This window comes from Arthrobacter globiformis, from assembly GCF_003261175.1.
Classification (GTDB): Bacteria; Actinomycetota; Actinomycetes; order Actinomycetales; family Micrococcaceae; genus Arthrobacter; species Arthrobacter globiformis_A.
In genome coordinates this window covers 63,732-79,391 of sequence record NZ_QLNP01000062.1, presented here as the reverse complement: position 1 = coordinate 79,391, position 15,660 = coordinate 63,732, and the positions used below count along the sequence as shown (strand labels likewise).

The 15,660-nt window shown below is 64.9% G+C and carries 14 protein-coding genes; 10 read left to right on the top strand and 4 right to left on the bottom strand.

What is annotated here, in order from left to right; translation table 11 throughout:
* Positions 1-234 precede the first annotated feature (234 nt).
* The 3 genes from DBZ45_RS04640 to DBZ45_RS04630 all read left to right on the top strand — a co-directional run bounded on the left by DBZ45_RS04640 (position 235) and on the right by DBZ45_RS04630 (position 2,866).
* Positions 235-1,083, top strand: a complete 849-nt coding sequence (locus DBZ45_RS04640) for an esterase/lipase family protein (RefSeq protein WP_111902775.1) — start codon at positions 235-237, stop codon at positions 1,081-1,083.
* Positions 1,084-1,197: 114 nt separating this feature from the next.
* A complete protein-coding gene (locus DBZ45_RS04635) occupies positions 1,198-1,461 on the top strand; it encodes a S8 family serine peptidase (RefSeq protein WP_223256921.1) in 264 nt (87 codons plus the stop codon).
* Positions 1,462-1,588: 127 nt separating this feature from the next.
* The gene (locus DBZ45_RS04630; protein WP_111902774.1) at positions 1,589-2,866 is read left to right on the top strand and encodes a S8 family serine peptidase; all 1,278 of its coding nucleotides are present in this window, start codon (positions 1,589-1,591) and stop codon (positions 2,864-2,866) included.
* 16 nt (positions 2,867-2,882) lie between these two features.
* On the opposite strand, the gene DBZ45_RS04625 is transcribed toward DBZ45_RS04630, so the two are convergent.
* Positions 2,883-3,047, bottom strand: coding sequence for a hypothetical protein (locus DBZ45_RS04625; RefSeq protein WP_223256920.1), 165 nt, complete (start codon positions 3,045-3,047; stop codon positions 2,883-2,885).
* Positions 3,048-3,333: 286 nt separating this feature from the next.
* On the opposite strand from DBZ45_RS04625, the gene DBZ45_RS04620 reads away from it, so the two are divergent.
* Positions 3,334-5,001 (top strand): FG-GAP repeat domain-containing protein, encoded by a 1,668-nt coding sequence (locus DBZ45_RS04620; RefSeq protein WP_111902773.1) that lies wholly within the window; start codon positions 3,334-3,336, stop codon positions 4,999-5,001.
* Positions 5,002-5,138: 137 nt separating this feature from the next.
* Here the strand turns inward: DBZ45_RS04620 and DBZ45_RS04615 are convergent, their stop codons facing one another.
* Complete coding sequence (locus DBZ45_RS04615) at positions 5,139-5,921, bottom strand: GntR family transcriptional regulator (RefSeq protein WP_111902772.1); 783 nt, start codon at positions 5,919-5,921, stop codon at positions 5,139-5,141.
* A gap of 438 nt (positions 5,922-6,359) precedes the next feature.
* Here DBZ45_RS04615 and DBZ45_RS04610 point away from each other — a divergent pair, with 438 nt between their 5' ends.
* Positions 6,360-6,713: a hypothetical protein gene (locus tag DBZ45_RS04610; RefSeq protein WP_111902771.1), complete on the top strand. Its 354-nt coding sequence runs from the start codon at positions 6,360-6,362 to the stop codon at positions 6,711-6,713.
* A 406-nt stretch (positions 6,714-7,119) separates the two neighbouring features.
* On the opposite strand, the gene xylB is transcribed toward DBZ45_RS04610, so the two are convergent.
* Together xylB and DBZ45_RS04600 are read right to left on the bottom strand one after the other, a co-directional pair.
* Entirely contained in the window at positions 7,120-8,520 is a 1,401-nt protein-coding gene (gene xylB, locus DBZ45_RS04605; protein WP_111902770.1) for a xylulokinase, read from the bottom strand.
* A complete protein-coding gene (locus tag DBZ45_RS04600; protein ID WP_146617452.1) occupies positions 8,517-9,467 on the bottom strand; it encodes a sugar-binding transcriptional regulator in 951 nt (316 codons plus the stop codon). Before DBZ45_RS04600 ends, xylB begins: the two co-directional genes overlap by 4 nt.
* Positions 9,468-9,678: 211 nt before the next feature.
* On the opposite strand from DBZ45_RS04600, the gene DBZ45_RS04595 reads away from it, so the two are divergent.
* The 5 genes from DBZ45_RS04595 to DBZ45_RS04575 are packed head-to-tail and all read left to right on the top strand — an operon-like array spanning position 9,679 to position 15,580.
* Positions 9,679-11,025: an ABC transporter substrate-binding protein gene (locus tag DBZ45_RS04595; protein ID WP_111902768.1), complete on the top strand. Its 1,347-nt coding sequence runs from the start codon at positions 9,679-9,681 to the stop codon at positions 11,023-11,025.
* Positions 11,026-11,051: 26 nt separating this feature from the next.
* Positions 11,052-12,035, top strand: a complete 984-nt coding sequence (locus DBZ45_RS04590) for a carbohydrate ABC transporter permease (protein ID WP_111902987.1) — start codon at positions 11,052-11,054, stop codon at positions 12,033-12,035.
* Positions 12,032-12,961 carry a carbohydrate ABC transporter permease gene (locus DBZ45_RS04585; RefSeq protein WP_111902767.1) on the top strand — a complete coding sequence of 310 codons (930 nt, stop codon included), beginning with the start codon at positions 12,032-12,034 and terminating at the stop codon, positions 12,959-12,961. The genes DBZ45_RS04590 and DBZ45_RS04585 overlap by 4 nt, the downstream gene beginning before the upstream one ends.
* Positions 12,962-13,001: 40 nt before the next feature.
* Positions 13,002-14,081, top strand: a complete 1,080-nt coding sequence (locus DBZ45_RS04580; protein WP_111902766.1) for an NAD(P)-dependent alcohol dehydrogenase — start codon at positions 13,002-13,004, stop codon at positions 14,079-14,081.
* A 26-nt stretch (positions 14,082-14,107) separates the two neighbouring features.
* Positions 14,108-15,580 (top strand): mannitol dehydrogenase family protein, encoded by a 1,473-nt coding sequence (locus tag DBZ45_RS04575; RefSeq protein WP_111902765.1) that lies wholly within the window; start codon positions 14,108-14,110, stop codon positions 15,578-15,580.
* Positions 15,581-15,660 lie beyond the last annotated feature (80 nt).

The following is a 15,660-nucleotide window of genomic DNA, read 5'->3' as shown; positions in this document are numbered from 1 at the left end:
ACAGCAGGCGCGGGAAACCGCGTACTGGCCAGTAACTTTATGTCGCGGCGGAAGCGTTCAGCCAGCACAGGCCGCTTCGCTCCGGCAGCCGATTTCCGCGCACATCCGTGCAAAACCATCGCCGGGCCGGACCCCGGGCTGCCTACATTGGGTACCCGGGCAACCCTGGCCGACTCCGCTGAATACGGACGGCTGCTGGGCCCGCACTCCTGACACGCGAACAAAGAGGTTTCTATGTCACTGCTCACCAAGACCCTGTCCGCCGCCGCCATTGCCGTTCTTGCCGGTTCCCTGGCCGTGGCTCCCGCCCATGCGGGAACCGTGCAAGTTTCCCCGCCCGGAGCGAATGACTGGTCCTGCAAACCAACTGCCGAGCACCCATATCCGGTGGTCCTGGTGCCTGGAACCTTCGAGAGCATGGAAAAGAACTGGTCCACCCTCTCGCCGTACCTCAAGAGCGCCGGGTACTGCGTCTTCGCCCTCAACTACGGCGAGACGAACGGCGTGTACGCCACCGCCCCGGTGGCCAAATCCGCAGAGGAACTCGCCCCGTTCGTGGACTCAGTGCGCGCCGCCACCGGCGCGAAGAAGGTGGACCTCGTGGGCCACAGCCAGGGCGGCATGATGCCCCGCTACTACATGGGCTTCCTCGGCGGGGCCAAGTATGTCCGCCAGCTCATCGGGATCGCACCCTCCAACCACGGCACCGAAGGTGTGATCGTCCCCGCACCGGGCGTCGTCCCGGATCCCAACTACACCGGACTGGGCTGTGCCGCCTGCGCCGATCAGCAGGCAGGGTCGGCCTTCATGCAGAAGCTCAACTCCATCGGCGACACTGTAGCGGGACCCTCCTACACTGTCATCTCCACGGTCCACGACGAAGTGGTCGTTCCCTATAACAGCCAGTTCCTCAACGGTCCGGCGCGGCAGGTCACCAACATCACCATCCAGGACAAGTGCCCGGCCGACGCCTTCGAACACGACCAGGCGCCGAATGACCCGGTGGTGCACCAGATTGTGGCCCACGCACTGGCCCAGGTGTCCGGCCCGGCCGCTCCGACCTACCAGCCCAGGTGCCAATAGCTGCGCGTGGGCACCGGCGGCGGCGGTAATTTTCCGGCATTGCCGCAGTTGTCATGGGGTTCGGGGCAGTTGTCGTGGCTGGGCCGGGCAACGCGGCAACGGAGTCGCAGCACTTTGTCCGTTGCCGCGGGCACAGCGGACGCCGACGTGGACGCCGTCGAAGCCTGGAACGTGGCGACAGGCGGCAACGGGACCTCGATGTCCTCGCCCATCGTGGCTGCGACTGCGGCGCTGTCCCTGAGCTCCCATCCGGGAGCAACGAACACGTCGGTCCGCACAATCGTGGAATGGACCTCAGACAAGATTCCCGGCACCGGCACCTTCTGGGCCCATGGCCGGGTGAACGCATGCAGGGCCGTCCGCGGCAGCTGCACTTAGCCCGAATCTCATGGCGGGCGGAGGTGTCCGAGTTGCAGGGCGACGTAGCGCGTCATGAGTGACGCCGGTACGTAATGTGCCGCCAGACTCTATCCACACTGGAGCAGTGTGGAGCAGGATTCTCCGTATGAAAAAAATCGCCATGGCAGGCTTCGCAGCGGCAGTCATGGGGTTCGGCGCGATCACCCTGGCAGCCCCGGGCAACGCGGTGGGCCCCGGCAACGCGGCCGCCGAACATGAACACAGCGCGGGCCAAATCATCGTGAAGTTCCGCGAGAACAGCGCGGCACCTGGCCTACTGCGCCAGCAAGGCCTCAGCGAAGGTGCTGGGATCGGCAGCACCGGCGCGCACCTCGTCAAGGTTCCGGCCGGCAAGGAATCTCAGCTCATCGAATCTTTGAGCTTGGACCCGGCCGTTGAGTACGCCGAGCCGGACGAGCTCGTTACGGCGGCTGTCGATGAACCCGACCCCGACTATTTCCCTCGGCAGTACGCTTTGCACAACGAGGGCCAGTCGTTCACCGACACCACCAACACGATAACCGTGGCCGGGGGCAAAGCCGACGCCGATGTGGACGCCGTCGAAGCATGGGCCGTCACCACCGGAGACGGGATTAAGGTTGCCGTGCTCGACACGGGCGTCGCCAGCGACAACGCCGACATCTCGCCGAAGGTTGCTGCCCGCGCCAACTTCAGTACTGCGGCGACCGGGGAGGATAACTACGGGCACGGCACCCACGTGGCCGGAATTATTGCCGCCGCCAAGGACACGGCGGGTGTCTCCGGTGTATGCCCCGGTTGCTCCATCCTGGACGGCAAGGTCATGAACGACAGCGGATCCGGCTCCACGTCGGCCATTGCAAATGGCATCAACTGGGCCGTTGAAAACGGTGCCCAGGTCATCAACATGAGCCTCGGACAGGGCGTTTCATCACAGACCCTCGAGACTGCCGTCAATAATGCGTGGAACCGAGGGGTGGTGATCGTAGCAGCGGCCGGCAACGCCGGTACCCCGGACCAGTTCTACCCGGCCGCTTACCCCAACGTCATCGCCGTCGCCGCGACTGACAACAACGATGCCAAAGCCTCCTTTTCAACCTACGGCCCGTGGGTGGATGTCGCAGCGCCGGGGGTAGCTGTCTACTCGACGTTCCCGAAGCACCCGTTCGCCATCGGCCGTCAGAGCGGCCGCTCCATGGGCTACGACATCGCCAGCGGCACGTCGATGGCTTCACCTGCTGTGGCCGGCGTCGCTGCGCTTGCCTGGAGCTCACCTGCCGGCACCACCAACACCGCAGTCCGCGCAAGCGTCGAATCAACCGCGGACAAGATTGCCGGCACCGGCACCGAATGGACCTATGGCCGGGTGAACGCCTGCAGGGCCGTCGGCGGTACCTGCCCCTAGCTTGAATGCAACGGTCCTAGGACTGCAGCGACTGCATCACGGAGAGGTGCCCGGCACGGTCGGCTATGAGGCACTTGGCCAGGTAGAACAGCCGGTTCGCGTGGCGGACGTACTGGGTGAGGACCAGCACCGGGTCCGAGCCGCGCAGGTCCAGCAGCTTGGCGCGGCTCGGGCCGACCACGGTGCGGCAGACCTTCGTGTCGCTCCCGAGCTCTGTTCGGTGGGGAGCATCAGGTGTGCAGAAGATTGTTGCGGATGGCTTCGGATGCGCCAGATTGAGGTCAGCTAACCGGGCTCGAGACCGTCACGTTCATCGCCTTGGCGCCGGAGCAGTACCCGTATGCCCGGCAGCAGGCGGCTCACGGGCGGGACTCGGCTGACTGAACGAGGGGCTCTTCGAGCTTGCATCGGTACGAGCCCAGATCGCTTTCTGGTCCCCGACTCGCAACTGCAGTAGACACAAGCGAATGGCTTATAGTGATAGCGATTTTCATTGCGTCAATCGGGTGATGACTCGCGCTCGCCTCTGGGGGATCCTCTTGTTCAAACGCTTCGTTGCGGCATCGCTGACCGCTGTCTTCATGCTGGCAGGTCTCGCTCCCGCCTACGCGGCCGAGACCTCCACTCCCGGCTGTGACCGGCTTGCGGTGTCTGTTGACGTCTCTTATCAATGCACTGGCGAGGGCATCGACCTTTCCGCTCTGACCGACGCCACGGAAATCACTGTACAGAGCGGAGGGATTGTTAACGACTGGACCGCACTGGCCAGCATCCCCAGGCTCAGAGTTATCTCAGTCATCGATGGAACGAACAAGGACGTCGCAGGAATCTCAAACATTCCTCCAACGGTTCAGTTCGTCAACCTTGGCGGAGCAGGAATAACCGATCTCGGCCCGCTGTCCGGAATTAATCTGGCCTGCACACCACAACGCTGCGAATCGGAGCTCTGGCTGAACGTCCCGGGAGTGACGAATCTAGCTCCACTTTCGGGCATCAACGCGGCTGGCTGCACGCCCGGCCGATGCGTGAAATCGATCTTCTTGGCCCCCGGCCTAAACACAACCGACTTCTCTCCGCTAGGGAAGATTCCCGCACTCAGCAGACTCACCGTGCTGGCCTATCAGGATCAACGAGTCAGTCATGTCCTCGGATCAACCTTTTCCCTGCCGCGGATCGTTGGGCTGAACGGTTCGGTAGTCAATCCGGTAGCTTCAGACATCCCGCTGCACACGTTTTCTGGCCCACTGCTTGCCCGGGCCACCGTTTATCGCGAAGGGTGGCTGGACCGCTTCACGTGGTCACTCCAGAGCACGGCGGCATCGACCGAGCTGGCCGCGAACAAGACAGTGATTATCAGTGACATTGCACGCACTTATGAAGTCACGATCCTAGCCATGCGCGGGGACCTAAATGGGGACAAACGAGCGGACATTCTGGCACGAGACAGCAGCGGAGCACTGTGGTTGTACCCCGGAAACGGACGGGGGTCTGTCGGAACCAGATCTAGGATTGGCGCGGGTTGGAATGCGATGAGCGCAATCTCCAGTGCTGGCGATTTCAACGCGGACAATAAAGCGGACGTTCTGGCGCGAGATCGTGCTGGCAACCTCTGGCTATATCCCGGGAACGGCAGGGGGACCTTTTTGCCAAGGGCCAGGGTCGGGAGCGGTTGGAACATCATGACGGCCATCGTCGGCCCGGGGGACTTCAATTTCGACGGCAAGGCGGACGTTATCGCTCGGGACTCCAGTGGCGCCCTTTGGCTATACCCGGGCAACGGGGCCGGAGGTTTTCAACTCCGAACGCGCATTGGGGGAGGTTGGAACGTAATGACGGCCATCGTTGGGGGCGACTACGACCGAGACCATAAAGGCGACCTCGTCGCCCGGGATAACACAGGGAAGCTCTGGCTTTACCGCGCGAACGGGAAAGGCGGGTTCCAGCCGCGAGTCCAGACAAGTTCCGCGGGGAACAGCATGACAGCCATCGCCGGCCCTGGCGACTTCAACGGTGACGTCATGACCGATATATTTTCCAGGGACTCGAGCGGGACATTGTGGAGGTACTCCAACCCCGGCGGTTACCCTCGAATCAAGATCGGTGTCGGCTGGAACGTGATGAACGCTATCCTCTAGACCCGCTTACACCGTTTGCGGTCGGCAACGTCCGTGCCGTAGGCCGTCCACCGCCCATCAAGCGTTATCAGTTCCTCGCGGCCGCGGAAGCGCTCGATCAGGCGCTCCACCTGTGGGTGCTTCTGTGCCGGCCGGCTTCAGGACTGGAGCGACTGCATCACCGAGAGATGCCCGGCGCGGTCGGCGATGAGGCACTTGGCCAGGTAGAAGGGCCGGTTCGCGTGCCTGACGTACTGCGTCAGCACGAGGACCGGGTCCGAAGCCCGCAGGTCCAGCAGCTTGGCGCGGCTCGGGCCCACCTGGCTCAGGCCGATCTGGCACTCGCCCGGCCCGAGTCCCCGGCCCGCTGCCTTGTTGAGAGCTGTGAGCAAGGTGGTGCCGCCGTCGTCGTTAATTTCCAAAGGCGCCGCGGCGCCGCCGGCGAAGCTGACGGGGAGGGCGGAGATGTTTTCCTGGAGGTGGGCGATGGGTTCGCCGTCGCGGAGGAGGACGGAGTCCCAGAGCCAGACGTCGCTGCCGGGTTCGACGCCGACGCCGGGGGCGACGAATTCGGATGCCGGCTGCTTCTCCACCTGGATGCGCTTGATCTCGACCTGATGGCCGGGGCCGCCGAGGACTTCCTCGAAGGGGCGGATGCGTTCGATGCCGATGCGGGGGAGGGTGTCGGAGACGAACCGGCCGACGCCGCGGCGGGCGCGGATGAGGCCGTCCTCCTCGAGCAGCATCAGTGCCTCGCGGACCACCGTGCGGCTGACCTTCATGTCGGTGCCGAGCTCGGTCTCGGTGGGGAGCATCGACCCGGGCTGCAGCAGGTTGTTGCGGATGGCTTCGGCGATCCGTGAGTAGACGGCGACCCGGAGCGGCGAGCCGGGCTGGGCCTCCACCGGCTGGGACAGGAACCGGACGGCGTCCTCGTGCACGTTTGCCTCGCTTGCGTTTGTTCGGGGGAATCCAGCGTAGCAAGTGGTACGGGCTTGTTGGACAAGAGCGAGCAACCGCCCAGTCACGCTTAAGTCCGGTCATCTCGGTGTGCTGCTTCTGGTCGGTCCGGCCAAAAGGTCGAGGATGGAGTAAGGAGTTACGGCAATTAATAGCCCCAACAACTTCTTTCAACATCAACAGGAAGGCCACCTATAGGTCCCCGCCGTTGATTTCGTCCAAGTGAGGTGCGCTTCGAGATCAGGAGCTGGCGCGGTGCCCTACTGCCATGCATTTTCGCAATTGTTTGGATATAAGATTTCTGAGGTTCGACATTCGAGCTGACGTCAATAGAGACGGAAACTTTCAGGGGGATCATTTTGTCAACAGTTGGTACAAGCAATAGGCGACCGTTTCTGCCAGATTCTGGCCGCGGGTGGATGGCAATCGTTCTCGTTAGCATTGCTGTGGCCGGTATCGTTGTGTCGTTTTTCCTGAGCAGTAACGCCGCTGCAACCTTGCTTACCGGAGCCGTGGGTGTAGTGAACATCCTGCAAGGCGAGCCGGAGTACAAGAAGGAGAGGCCACGCCAGATCATTTTGTTTATCACCTATGGCGTCGTGTTGGCTTTGAGCGTCGGGCTCGGTTTGGCTGTCCTGGATGCCGGGAACAGCAGCCTCTTCGCCAATGATGAAACTGCACTTATGGCACGCACATTCGGTATCCCGGCGGCCGCCGCCGTAGTCTCCGCGATTTCATGGTTGGTCAAACTAAAGATGGATCCCGCAAAATAATTGATGTTCCATGACCACTTGCCGCCCACGGCAGCAAGTGGTCATGGGTCCAAAGCGTTTGCAAACCTTTGTCCATGCAGGCAAGAGATGGCAGGCCGCCAGCGGATGAAGCCGACTTTCCAGAGCAATAATCGCTTACGGGAGCAAACATGACCAGCCGGAGCGGCTGGACAGCTTCAAGAGATGCGCCCGAGTAAGAACAGGTGCTCTGTCTCCGACAAGACTCCGAGAAAATGGATAAGAGCGGCGTCCTGTTCGCCGACCCAGATCACACGTCGGTTTAGCAAGCTCCGTGTAGACAAGCCGGCTATCCAGGAACGCGTTGAACGCCACCACGTGGTGGATAGTGTTCGGGTTCAGTGACTCCTTGAAGGGCGCCTCGAAGCGGGGACGGTCGCAGCGGCGCTCACACCCCGTAGAAGCTCTTACGCACCTCGGCATAGCGTTCCCGGACGCCGAAGCCCCAGTCTCCTTCGGGTTCGTAGGCAGCCTCGATGCTGCGCTTCCAGTCGGGAAGCTCCCCCGTGGCCGCCCATGCGGCCTGTTTCGCCGCACCGAGCGCAACGTACTCCCTGCTAGCCGGCACCTCGACGGGCAGGTTGAAGATGCTTGCTGCTGCCTGGCGCAGGGCCCGCGATTTGGAACCTCCGCCAATCAGGAGAATCTTGTCCGGCGTGCCGCCAGACTGCCGCAGGACGTCGATGGCATCGGCCAGTGAGTTCAGCACGCCCAGCACGGAGGCGCGGGCGAGATTCTCCGGGGTCATGTTGCTCCTGGTGAGCCCGGCCAGGCTTCCGCTGGCATGCGGCAGGTTGGGGCTGCGCTCGCCATCAAGATAGGGCAGGAAGGTGAGCCCGCCGGCGTCGCACCCGGCGGCCAGTGCCAGGGAGTCCAGTTTTGCCAGGTCGACATCGAGCATGGTTGCGGTAGCGGCCATGACCCTGGCGGAATTCAGCATGGCCAGCAGGGGCAGGTGGCCGCCCGCCGCGTCCGCGAATCCTGCGACTGCGCCGGTGGGATCCGGCATGGGGGAGGGTGAGCTGGTGAAGACGGTTCCTGAGGTGCCGATCGAGACCACCACCTCGCCCGGGCGCAGCCCCAGTCCCAGCGCCGCGGCCGCATTGTCCCCCGCGCCGGCCGCGAGGACGGCCCCGTCGATGCCCCAGCCGTGCTGAACGGTTCCGGCCTGCTCGTTCGACGCCACGACGCGCGGAAGGCGCGGTACGCGCCCGAAGAAGCCCTCCAGCAGGTCGGTCCGGTAGGTGTTGGTGACGGGGGAGAAGTAGCCGGTGCCGGAGGCATCGCTCCGGTCCGTGGTGAATTCGCCGCCCAAGGCTCCGTTGAGCCAGTCATGGGGGAGGACCACCTGGTCCACGCGCTTCGCGGCGTCCGGTTCGTTCTGCGCCAGCCACGCCAGCTTGGAGATGGTGAAGGACGCGACGGGGACGAGGTTGACGGCGTCCACCCACGCTTCGGGCCCCAGTTCATCCCGCAGTCTCGCCGCGTCCGCAGCACTGCGGGTGTCGTTCCACAGCAGGGCATCGTGTACGGGCGTCCCCGAACTGTCGAGGGCCACCATCCCGTGCTGCTGGGCGGCGACGCCGGCCGCCGCGACGGAACCGCCCAGCCGGTCCGCGCCCGCCGAACGCCACGCCTCGCGCAGCGCTGAGGTCCAGACGCGCGGGTCCACCGCGGTGAGGTCGGGGTGGGCCGAGGCGCCCGACGCGATGACCTCGCCGCTTTGGGCGTCCACAGCAAGGACCTTGCAGGACTGGGTGGAGGAATCCACCCCGATGACTGTGCTCATTGATTCTTCTCCTCGTCGATCAGGTCAGTCAGGGCCTGGGCCAGCGGCGTATCAATGATCAGGGTGGTGACGAAGCCGGCCTTGGCCACGGCCAGCACGGCTTCAGCCCGTGCCTCCCCCTGGGCTACGGCAACCACCTTCGGGGTCCGCTGCAGCTGCTTGATGGTGACGGCGATGATCTGTTCGTCCAGCCCCGATTCCACCGCAACGCCTTTGGCGTCCAGCAGGCGCCCCGAGCATTCCCCGACGGCGCCGGCCTCCACGGCCGCCTGCCGCACCTCGGCGTCGGCCCGGTCCCAGATGGTGGAGGTGCCCGACTTCCAGGCGCCGATCGCCACCACCGCCAGGTCGAGTGAATCCGCCTTGGCCAGGGCCTCGGCGATCTCCGGCTGGCGGCGCAAGCCGGCCGCCGTCGTCGGATCTTCCACCACCAAAGGTGCCCACAGCGGCCAGGTGAGCCCCCCGCTCACATGTCCCAGCCGCTGGATCAGCTCGAGGGGATTGCTCTCGCCCTCTGTGGGGAGGGCGCCGGCAAGCTGGACGATGTCGCACCGGGGAAGCTCCCGGACCAGCCGCGAGGCCACGTCCAGGGTGCGGGACCAGGAGATGCCGATGGTCCCGCCGGCGGGTGCCTGCCGGGAGATTTCGACGGCGGCCGCCTTGGCCAGGATGCCGCGCGCCTGGATCACGTCCCCGGTGGTCTCCGCAACGATTACCTCGCCAATCCCCAGGGTGGACTCGATGCGCCGGATGTCGGCAGCGGAGACACGGGACGGGAAATGCACCTTGATTTCCACGATGCCCTTCTCGAACGCCTCCGTAAGCAGGCGGGCCACCTGGAACCGTGAGATTTCGTAGGTGGCGCCAATCTCCACCTTGGAGCGGTTCTCCAGGTAGTACTCGCTGCTGATCCGCGCCAGAAGCTCTTCATGGGAGCGCTCCGTCATGCTGGTCACCTCTCGCACGTCTGATCATTTGAGTATTGCCTCTTGCTCAAACGAGTATATATGACTAGAGTCACATGACAGATGAGCATTCAGCTAGGCTCATATGAGCAAACTCAACTGAGAACCGACCGGGGCCGCGCGGCCCCTTGAGGCCCGGCCCTTTACTTCGGCCAGGCCTCGTGTCCCGACTCTTGAGCACAAAGGAGTTCTTATGCGTCCCAAAATGCGCGCCGCCTCGCTGGCCGCAGGTGCCCTGTGCATCGCCCTGTCCGCCTCCGCCTGCGCCGGTGCCGGTGGCGGATCAGCCGCAGGCGACCCGAACAGCATCAATGTCCTGATGGTGAACAACCCCCAGATGGAGGACCTGCAGCGGCTTACCGCGGACAACTTCACCAAGGAAACCGGCATCAGGGTCAACTACACCGTGCTGCCGGAGAACGACGTCCGGGCGAAGATCAGCCAGGAGTTCTCCAGCCAGGCCGGCCAGTACGACGTCGCCTCCCTGTCGAACTATGAGATCCCGTTCTTCTCGGCCAACGGCTGGCTGGCGCCCCTGGACAGCGTGGCGAACGATGCCACGTTCAACCAGGACGACATTCTGCCCGCCTACACGGCGTCCCTCACCGGCAAGGACGGCAAGCTGTACGGCGAGCCGTTCTACGGTGAATCCTCGTTCCTGATGTACCGCAAGGACATCCTGGAGGCCAAGGGCCTGGCCATGCCGGAGAAGCCGACCTGGGATGAGGTCGCCGACATCGCGGCGAAGGTGGACGGCGCGGCCCCCGGGATGAAGGGCATCTGCCTGCGCGGCCAGCCCGGCTGGGGCCAGGTCTTCGCACCGCTGACCACCGTGGTGAACACCTTCGGCGGGACCTGGTTCGACAAGGATTGGAACGCCCAGGTCAACGCACCGGAATTCACCGCTGCCACCGAGTTCTACACCAAGCTGGTCCGCGAGCACGGCGAGGCCGGGGCCGCGCAGGCCGGGTTCACCGAGTGCCTGAACAACATGAGCCAGGGCAAGGTGGCCATGTGGTACGACGCCACCTCCGCGGCCGGCGCCCTGGAAGCGGACGCGTCACCGGTGAAGGGGAAGATTGGCTACGCCCAGGCGCCGGTGAAGAACACGAAGTCCTCCGGCTGGCTGTGGACCTGGTCCTGGGCCATGCAGGCGGCCTCGAAGAAGCAGGACGCTGCCGGGAAATTCATCGCCTGGGCCAGCTCGAAGGACTACGAGGAACTGGTCGCCGCCAAGCTTGGCTGGGCGAAGGTCCCCTCCGGCAAGCGGATCTCCACCTACGAGAACGCCGAGTTCCAGCAGGCAGCGCCGTTCTTCAAGGCCGAACGCTTCGCGATCGAGAACGCCGACCCCAAGAACCCCGGCGCCCAGCCGCGCCCCGCCGCCGGGATCCAGTTCGTCGGCATTCCCGAGTTCGCCGCCCTGGGCACCAGCGTCTCCCAGGGGGTCAGTTCCGCCATCGCGGGCCAGGGCTCTGTGGCCGACGCGCTGGCCAAGGGCCAGGTAGCCGCCCAAAAGATCGGCAACAAGTACAAGTGACCTCAACCGAACCGCAGGAGAACATCATGACTACCGCAACGGCGCGCATCTCCCGTCCGGGACACAGCGCAACGGCACCGTCAAGGGACAACCGGCCACGGAACACCCGGTCGCGGGAACGCGCCCTGGCCTGGGCGCGGCGCGCGCCACTGCTCCCGGCCCTGATCTTCCTCATCATCGTCACCCAGCTTCCGTTCGTGGTGACACTGATCATCTCGTTCCTGAACTGGAACAGCCTCAGCCCGGACAAGACCGCCTTCGCCGGCCTGGAGAACTACGTCACAGTCCTCACGGACCCGGACCTGCGCCAGGCCATCTTCACCACCATCCTCCTCACCGTCTCCGTGGTCCTGTTCAGCCTGCTCATCGGCCTGGGCCTGGCCCTGCTGCTGGACAAGAAGTTCATCGGCCGCGGACTGGCACGCACCCTGCTGATCGCACCGTTCCTGGTGGTCCCCGTGGCTGCCGCCCTGATCTGGAAGCACGCCCTGCTCAACCCCACGTACGGGCTGATCAACGGCATCCTGACCTGGGCCTGGTCACTCTTCGGCAGCGCCACACCGCCGCAACTTGACCTGCTCTCCCAGGCCCCGCTGATGGCCGTCATCGTGTCCCTGGTCTGGCAGTGGACCCCGTTCATGATGCTCATCCTGCTCGCAGGCCTGCAGTCCCGCCCGATGGACACCGTCGAAGCGGCCCAGATGGACGGCGCCACGCCATGGGGCATCTTCCGGCACCTGACCCTGCCGCACCTGCGCCAGTACATCGAACTCGGCGGCCTGCTCGGAGCCATCTACATCGTGCAGAACTTCGACTCCGTCTTCACCCTCACCGCAGGGGGACTGGGCACCGCCAACCTGCCCTACGCCATCTACCAGACGTTCTACTTCGCCAACGAATACGGCCTGGCCTCAGCGGCCGGCGTCGTGGTGGTCATCGGCACCATCATCGTGGCGACCTTCGCCCTGCGCACCGTATTCTCGCTCTTCAAGAAGGAAGCAGCACGATGAGCACCCTCACCGCACACCAAAGCACTTCGCCGGCCTCCGGCGCCCTGAACGCCCGCAGTTCCCGCCGCAGTTTCGGAAGGTTCGGCGGCAAGACCCGGATGGACCCCACCCGGAACAACACCGCGGCCGGCATCGCCGCCTGGCTGCTGGCACTGCTCTTCGCCACGCCCGTCCTTTGGATGATTCTGACCTCCTTCCACTCCGAAACGGACGCCGCCACCAACCCGCCCTCCATCGCGGCCAACCTCACCTTGGACGCCTACAAGGAGTTCTTCGGCGCGAGCTCCGGCGTCAGCCCGTGGCCGCCCATGATCAACTCCGCCACGGCCTCGATTCTCTCCACGGTCCTGGTGCTGGCGCTGGCCATTCCAGCCGCCTACGCGCTCTCGATCCGGCCGGTGAGGAAGTGGACGGACGTGATGTTCTTCTTCCTCTCCACCAAGATGATGCCCGTCGTGGCCGCGATCCTGCCGCTCTACCTCTTCGCCCGAACCGTCGGCGCCCTGGACAACATCTGGTTCCTGATCCTGATGTACACGTCCATGAACCTGCCCATCGCAGTCTGGATGATGCGCTCCTTCCTCGCCGAGGTGCCGGAGGAAATGCTTGAAGCAGCACAGATCGACGGCGCCAACCTCCTGCTCATCCTGCGCAAGATCATCGCCCCCGTCGCGATGCCCGGAATCGCCGCCACCGCCCTGATCTGCTTCATCTTCAGCTGGAACGAACTCCTACTGGCCCGCGTCCTCACCGGCGTCGTCGCCGGCACCGCCCCGGTGTTCCTCACCGGCTTCGTCTCGGGCCAGGGCCTGTTCCTGGCCAAGGTCTGCGCCGCGGCCGTGGTGATCTCCCTGCCCGTGCTGTTCGCCGGCTTCGCCGCCCAAGACAAACTCGTCCAGGGCCTCTCGCTCGGCGCCGTCAAGTAGCCCCGCAACCCCCTTTTCCCACTTTCCAAGGAACACTTTGATGACCACATCAACCGCACAGTCCCCGGCCTCCGGCCACCGTGAACAGCAAGCACAGCCCGACCTGCCCGCCACCATGCGCGCCGCCGTCCTGAAAAGCCAGGGCAGCATGGCACTGGAGACGCTGCCCGTCCCGCACCTCGAGCCCGAGCAGGTCCTGGTGCAGGTTGCCGCCGTCGGCGTCTGCGGCAGCGACGTCCACTACTACGAGCACGGCCGCATCGGCGACTACGTGGTGGACCACCCGCTGATCCTCGGCCACGAGCTCTCCGGCCGGGTCGCCGCCGTCGGAAGCTCTGTCAGCCGGGAACGCATGGGCAAGCGCGTCGCCGTCGAACCCCAGCGCCCCTGCCGCACCTGCAAGCAGTGCAAAGCAGGCCGCTACAACCTCTGCCCGGACATCGAGTTCTACGCGACGCCGCCGATCGACGGCGCCTTCGCCGAATACGTGACCATCCAGTCCGACTTCGCCTACGACATCCCGGACAACGTCAGCGACGAAGCCGCCGCCCTCATCGAACCGCTGTCCGTGGGGCTCTGGGCCTGCGAACGCGCCGGAATCCGCCCCGGCAGCCGGGTGCTGATCGCCGGCGCCGGCCCGATCGGCATCATCGCCGCCCAGGCTGCACGCGCCTTCGGAGCCACCGAAATCTACATCAGCGACATCGCCGAGGACCGCCTGGCCTTCGCCTTAGAGCACGGCGCAACCCATGCGATCAACGCGAAGACGGACAGCGTGGAAGGGCTCGACGTCGACGCCTTCATTGACGCTTCCGGCGCGCCGCAGGCGGTCCGTTCCGGAGTTAAGGCCGTAGGCCCCGCCGGCCGGGTGATCCTGGTCGGTCTTGGGGCGGACGACGTCGAACTCCCCGTCTCGTTCATCCAGAACCGGGAGATCTGGCTCTCAGGAGTCTTCCGCTACACCAACACCTGGCCGCTGGCGATCCAGCTCATTGCCGACGGCAAGGTGGACCTGGACATCCTCGTCACCGCCAAATTCCCCCTCGCCGGATCCGAGGAAGCACTCAAGGCCGGCAAGCAGCCCGGCCAGCTCAAAGCCGTCGTCTACCCGGGCCGCTGACAGCCCGCCCTGGAAAGGAAGAACACATGGAACAGCTCAGCAACGCGACACTGACGGCTCTCCCGGATACCTTGGCCACACCGTCCTACGACCGCTCGGCTTTGACGGCTGGGATCGTGCACTTCGGCGTCGGCGGCTTCCACCGCGCCCATCAGGCCATGTACCTGGACCAGCTGATGAACGCCGGCCTCGCCCATGACTGGGCCATTTGCGGAGTGGGCGTCCTGCCCGGCGATGCCCGCATGAAGCAGGTCATGGACAAGCAGGACTGCCTGTACACGCTGGTGGTGAAGAACCCCGAGGGTTCGCGGGAGGGCCGGGTCATCGGCTCGATCATCGAGTATCTCTTCGCCCCCGACGACCCGGAAGCCGTCATCGAAAAAATGGCGTCCGACGCCGTCCGGATCGTTTCGCTGACCGTCACCGAAGGTGGGTACAACTTCCACCACGTCACCGGCGACTTCGACGCCGGGAACCCCGACGTGGTTCACGACCTCCAGCCGGGAGCCGCGCCCCGGACCACCTTCGGACTGGTCGCCGAAGCCCTCCGCCGCCGTCGGGAACGCGGACTGGCACCATTCACCGTGATGTCCTGCGACAACATCCAGGGCAACGGCGACGTGGCCCGGAAGATGTTCACCGCCTTCGCTTCGCTCAAGGACCCGGCTCTGGGCGCCTGGGTCGCGGAGAACGTGCCCTTCCCCAACAGCATGGTGGACCGGATCACCCCCGTCACCACCGACGAGGACCGCAAGGCCATCGCCGAGGAATTCGGCGTGGAGGACGGCTGGCCGGTGGTCTGCGAACCCTTCGAACAGTGGGTGCTCGAGGACCACTTCAGCCTCGGACGCCCGCCCTTCGAAAAGGCCGGCGTGCAGCTGGTGGAGGACGTGGAGCCGTACGAACTGATGAAGCTGCGGCTGCTCAACGCGAGCCACCAGGGCATGTGCTACTTCGGCTACCTCGCCGGCTACCGCTACGCGCACGAGGTGGCGCAGGACCCGCTGTTCGCGCAGTTCCTGCTGGACTACATGGACAAGGAAGCAACCCCGACGCTGCAGCCCGTTCCCGGCATCGACCTCGACACGTACAAGCGCACGCTGATCGAGCGCTTCTCCAACGAACACGTGCGCGACACGCTGGCCCGGCTCTGTGCCGAGAGCTCGGACCGGATCCCGAAGTGGCTGCTGCCGGTGGTCCGGATCAACCTCGAGAACGGGGGAGAGGTGCGGCGGTCAGCGGCCATCGTGGCGAGCTGGGCACGGTATGCCGAAGGGACGGACGAGGCGGGTATCGCGATTGTCGTGGTGGACCGGCTGAAAGACACCCTCATGGCTGCCGCCGCACGCCAGCGGCAGGACCCGCTGTCCTTCATTTCAAACCGGGAAGTCTTCGGTGACCTCATTGATGACGAGCGCTTTGTCACCGCGTACTCAGAAGCCCTGGCCAGTCTGCATGACCGCGGCGCCCAAGAGACGCTTCGCGGACTGGAAGCGTAAGCGCGCTACCCGGCCTCCGTCCGGGTAACTCCGGGCTGGGGGCAGGGCGCTTTGTCCCAAGACCAGGAAACGGCCGGAGG